The sequence below is a fragment of the Bradyrhizobium sp. 31Argb genome, from assembly GCF_043638955.1.
Lineage (GTDB): Bacteria > Pseudomonadota > Alphaproteobacteria > Rhizobiales > Xanthobacteraceae > Bradyrhizobium.
The window spans coordinates 1-3478 of the sequence record NZ_JBEGDB010000464.1 but is presented as its reverse complement, the minus strand read 5'-3'; the positions used below and the strand labels follow the sequence as shown (position 1 = coordinate 3478).

At 61.9% G+C, this 3478-nt stretch carries 6 protein-coding genes; all 6 read left to right on the top strand.

The features are described from left to right. Positions 1 to 123: 123 nt before the first annotated feature. The 6 genes from AAFX91_RS40030 (at position 124) to AAFX91_RS40005 (ending at position 3451) form a co-directional block, all read left to right on the top strand. Positions 124 to 336 carry a hypothetical protein gene (locus tag AAFX91_RS40030; RefSeq protein ID WP_394570171.1) on the top strand — a complete coding sequence of 71 codons (213 nt, stop codon included), beginning with the start codon at positions 124 to 126 and terminating at the stop codon, positions 334 to 336. Positions 337 to 422: 86 nt separating this feature from the next. Then, entirely contained in the window at positions 423 to 767 is a 345-nt protein-coding gene (locus AAFX91_RS40025; RefSeq protein ID WP_394570170.1) for a hypothetical protein, read from the top strand. Further along, positions 737 to 1135 carry a helix-turn-helix domain-containing protein gene (locus tag AAFX91_RS40020; protein ID WP_394570169.1) on the top strand — a complete coding sequence of 133 codons (399 nt, stop codon included), beginning with the start codon at positions 737 to 739 and terminating at the stop codon, positions 1133 to 1135. The genes AAFX91_RS40025 and AAFX91_RS40020 overlap by 31 nt, the downstream gene beginning before the upstream one ends. Before the next feature lie 3 nt (positions 1136 to 1138). Further along, positions 1139 to 2152, top strand: coding sequence for an ImmA/IrrE family metallo-endopeptidase (locus tag AAFX91_RS40015; protein WP_394570168.1), 1014 nt, complete (start codon positions 1139 to 1141; stop codon positions 2150 to 2152). After that, positions 2149 to 2835 (top strand): C1 family peptidase, encoded by a 687-nt coding sequence (locus AAFX91_RS40010; protein ID WP_394570167.1) that lies wholly within the window; start codon positions 2149 to 2151, stop codon positions 2833 to 2835. Before AAFX91_RS40015 ends, AAFX91_RS40010 begins: the two co-directional genes overlap by 4 nt. After that, positions 2807 to 3451: a hypothetical protein gene (locus AAFX91_RS40005; RefSeq protein ID WP_394570166.1), complete on the top strand. Its 645-nt coding sequence runs from the start codon at positions 2807 to 2809 to the stop codon at positions 3449 to 3451. The genes AAFX91_RS40010 and AAFX91_RS40005 overlap by 29 nt, the downstream gene beginning before the upstream one ends. Positions 3452 to 3478 lie beyond the last annotated feature (27 nt).

The window sequence follows — 3478 nt, the reverse complement described above, 5'->3', positions numbered from 1 at the left end:
CGCGAAACTACTTCGCCGTCGTCGCCATTGCCGCCACTCTGCTCTGGATAAGGTAACTGTCCACACGGCCTAGGTCGGCTGCCAAAGAAAGCGCATCGGCCCTTCTCCGAGAGCCAACGGATCGTGCTCGAGGTGGATGGAAAGCATCATTTCTCCGAGAATGGTCATCCGTCGTTGGAGGCCTATGCTGACATGGTATCGGCTGACCGCAAGTTGCGGCTCGCCGGCTATGAGGTCTACCGATTCGGAGCGAATGAGCTGGTCGGCGAGGGCGCTGAACCGAGGAACACCGATTTCTTCGAAAAGCTCTTCCGACTGCACCGCCTCGGGCGCTGATGCGCCCTCGACCGAGAGGGATTATAGCTGTTGCATGTCGGGAAATCAGACATTATACTCGCTGTTGGTCCTAGAAAGACACAGCGATGGTAGCCACCACACTCGCCCCGCCGCCCGTCAAGATTGTGCCGTTCCCCTTGGCCGCCGTCGAGGCAAAACTGCGCGACGAATTGGTCGAGGCCGTGAAAATTGAGGCATCGATTAGGGGCATGACCTTGCCTGCGGCTCCGGCAGATATCGCCAAAGCATCCGTTCACGTGGACTCGTTGGTGGTCGTTTCAATCCTATGCGCAGTTGAGCCGATTGTCGGGTTCGAGCTGCCTGAAAGCGTCGTCCGGGCAGGTGGATACACTTCGGTCGACAGCGCACTCGGGCAGCTACTACCCCGTTTGGAGAAAGAGTGGACGAAGAAGAAAGGAGCGAAGCCATGACCGGTCTTGCAGTTCATCAGGATAGTGATGACGAAGCGCGCCAGCGCCTGGGCGATCGGCTACGCGAAGCTCGTAAGTATCTCGGTCTCAAGCAGGAGGAAGTTGCGGCCTACCTGAAAATCCCGCGAACAGCCCTCACTGACATTGAGAATGGTCAACGTCGCGTCGAGGCGATCGAACTGGCGCGCCTGGCCAAACTGCACCGCCAGCCGGTGGGATACTTTACCGGAGAGGACGCTGCCGCGAGCCTGCCAATCGATGTGGCGCATCTGGCCCGGCAGGCGGCCGACCTGTCGGAGCAGGATCGCACCGAACTTGGACGGTTCGCCGAATACCTGCGCGCACGGTCGCGCGCCCCACGAGGCTGATCGATGGTGGCCGCAGATTATCCGAGCGCTGTCCGCGCTGGCACGATGGCCGCGGCGCGGCTGCATCAGCAACGCGGCCTGCGTCAGCAGATTGAGGCGGCCGGCGGTAACGTCGACATCTTCGCGACAATCCACGCGTTGGACTTGCCATTACTCGTACGGCCCCTTCAAGGGCTCCTCGGCGCTTATCTGAGCGACCCTGTACCGGGCGTCCTCGTCACGACCCAGCGCCCGATGAGCATCCAACGCTTCACCGCTGCCCACGAACTGGGCCACTTTCGCCTACAACACCAACCAAGCCTGGACGACGACAACATCCTGCGGCGAATGCCACTGCAGGCGCAGCCGAGCGGCGACTTCCAGGAGGTCGAGGCCAACGCATTCGCGGTCGAGTTCATGATGCCCCGCTGGCTGGTCGCTTGGCATGCCGCTCGCCAGGGTTGGACCGTTCTCGATTTCCGTCGGCCGAATGTTGTCTATCAGCTCTCGTTGCGAATGGGGGCAAGTTACGAGGCGGTCTGCTGGACACTTGCCCGCCACGGCTTCATCCAGCAAGCGCTGGCTCGGGAGCTTCTCCGGACTCAGCCGCGTGAGATGAAGGTCGCCTTGCTGGAGGCCTATCAGCCGCAAGACTACCGGGGGGATGTCTGGCTGCTCACCGAGCGCGACGCGGGGGCGCGAATCGATGGAAGCCGCAATGACCTGTTCGTCCTCAAGCTCGAGGAACACAGCGGTGGAGGTTATCTCTGGGACATCGATCAGCTCAAGGAGAGCGGCTTCGCCGTCGTTCGCGATGATCTGCAAGCGATTGACGCCGATGGCGTTGGCGGCCCTGTCATTAGGCGCGTGACAGCTACGCCACCGAACACCTATCGAGGACGCCTCGCCATCGACGAACGCCGCCCTTGGGATCCTGATCCCCCGCTCTCGACCCTTGCGGTGGAAGTCGATCTGACCGGCCCCGAGCAAGAGGGGCTTTCGCGCGCTGAGCGGCGGAGCCTGCTTGAGGCGGCATGAGCGACATCACGATCTCTGTCGATCTGCGGGCTTCTTTCGGCACCGCCCGCAATCAAGGCGCGCGCCCTACCTGCCTTGCCTTCGCGGCGAGCGATGCACATGCCGCTCTGCGTGAGGGCTGGGCGCCGTTGTCCTGCGAATATGCCTTCTATCAGGCGCAGCGGCGCGCCGGCCGGGCGCCGGACACGGGCGCGCTCCTGTCTTCGATGCTAGAGGCGCTTCGCAAGGATGGGCAACCCGAAGAAAGCAGCTGGCCCTATCTATCCGCAACGCCCGCAGTTGCGGCGTCATGGGCGCCGCCGCGCGAGATCGGCAAGCTGTTCGGCCGCAATGGCGCGGTCGCTACCCACTCGATCGATCACGTCATTCAGGAATTGGACCAAGGGCGCCCGGTGATCGTCCTGACGATGCTGTCGCGCGCCTTCTATCAGCGTAACCCTCAAGGTGTCGTCGATCCATCGCCCGGCGAGCAACCCGAGCCTGACCGCCGCCACGCGGTGGTGGCGGTCGGCTATGGGAAGGTCGACGGCCAGCGTGCCGTGTTGGTGCGCAATAGTTGGGGGCCGAGCTGGGGCGATGCGGGCTACGGCTGGCTTACCGAGCGGTTCCTTGGCCCACGCATCTATGCGGCCGCAACCTTGTTGGAGGAGGTCGATGTACCTGCCGATCCCATCGCAGCCTGACTGCGCGAGCGCCTGGCGCGAAGCCGTGCGCGCCGTCGATGCCCGACCGGGCCACTCGGCCTACAACGTGATCATTGACGTCGTGGATCCGATCGCCAATGCGACTCTGGGAGACTCCCGGATCGCAATCGTCGACGAGTTTCTTTCTGCCTACGAGAAGTCCGTGGAGACGGTGGCGAACACCATTTTTCCGGCCGGCCTCTATCACCGCTATGGCGCTCCCGCCTTCTTCGATATTTTCCGCGACAATGTTCTGAAGAAAGTTCGCCGAAGCGAGCGTTGGTCCGGGTATTATTTCGAGCGCATGATTCAATATCCGGTGGCCGAGGGTGACGCGCCCAATCAGCTTTGGGACATCGTTGCGCGCCTGAAGAGTGAGGACGTGCGAGCTCTGAACAAGTTCGAGCTTTCGCTGTTCGATCCCGTCCGGGATGTCGATAATTCCCCATATGGCGGACAGTGCCTTAGCTTCATGAGCTTCAAGGTCGTACCAGGCGGGGCGGAGAAGACGCTGGCATTGACCGCGATGTATCGCAATCACTTCTATGTCGAAAAGCTGCTTGGCAACCTAGTGGTCTATCACAGTGATTTTGACTCTTTGGGGGTGGCTGGATAGGCGCGGCCGAGTTTGGCGCGAGCTTTG